At 32.4% G+C, this 913-nt stretch carries 1 protein-coding gene; it reads left to right on the top strand.

Translation table 11 applies throughout. The annotated features are described in order from the left end of the window. On the top strand, nt 1-776 hold a 776-nt coding region (locus tag B5F09_RS14630), incomplete at its 5' end, for a transposase (protein WP_087375029.1). Nucleotides 777-913 lie beyond the last annotated feature (137 nt).

Genomic DNA, 913 nt, shown 5'->3' with positions numbered 1-913 from the left:
ACAGATATGATGGTCATAAAGCTATCTTCATTGCCGATAGAGGCTATGAATCCTACAATGGTTTTGAACATGTTGTTCGATCAGGAAATAAATATCTGATTCGTGTTAAGGATATCGGCTCTCAAACCAGTATCACTCGATCATTAGGTCCATTTCCTAAAGATGAATTTGATATTGATGTATTTAGAATGTTGACCTTAAAACAAACAAAAACGACCAAAGCTTGTCCTGAAATATATAAAATTGTTACTAAATCAACGAGATTTGATTTTATGAGCAAAGATGATCCATGGTATGAATTCAACTGTCGAGTTGTGAGATTCAAAATTACTGAAGATACCTATGAAACCGTTATTACCAATCTAAGCAGAGAAGAATTCTCAATGGAAGAAATCCGTGAAATTTACAATATGCGTTGGGGTGAGGAAACTTCTTTTCGTGAGCTCAAATATGCTATTGGACTCAATGCATTACATGCTAAAAAAAGAAAATTGATTCAACAGGAAATCTATGCCCGCATGACCATGTATAATTTCTGTCAAAGAATTGTACAGGAAATAAAAATACCTAAAAAAGATAAACTCAAATATACATATCAGGTCAATTTTACAAGATCAGTGCATATCATCAGAGAATTTCTAAGAAAAAAAGGTGGAAAAAATCCACCTGTAGAGCATCTAATAGCTAAAGAAATTCTGCCGATTCGCCCTGGCAGAAAATACAAGCGACATATCAAGCCAAAGACTGTCGTATACTTTAACTATCGTTATAACTAACATAGTTTATTATATACCTTGAAAAATGTAGTTTCAAGACTACACTTTTTTAGCTTGAATAAAAATATAACCAGGAGAAAATATATTTTCTATATAGCTCCTGGCTAAAAATTTGTCATCTTAACTTAATGACATTG

The organism is Erysipelatoclostridium sp. An173 (assembly GCF_002160495.1).
Taxonomy (GTDB): Bacteria; Bacillota_I; Bacilli_A; order Erysipelotrichales; family Coprobacillaceae; genus Thomasclavelia; species Thomasclavelia merdavium.
This window is presented reverse-complemented; position numbering and strand designations above follow the sequence as displayed.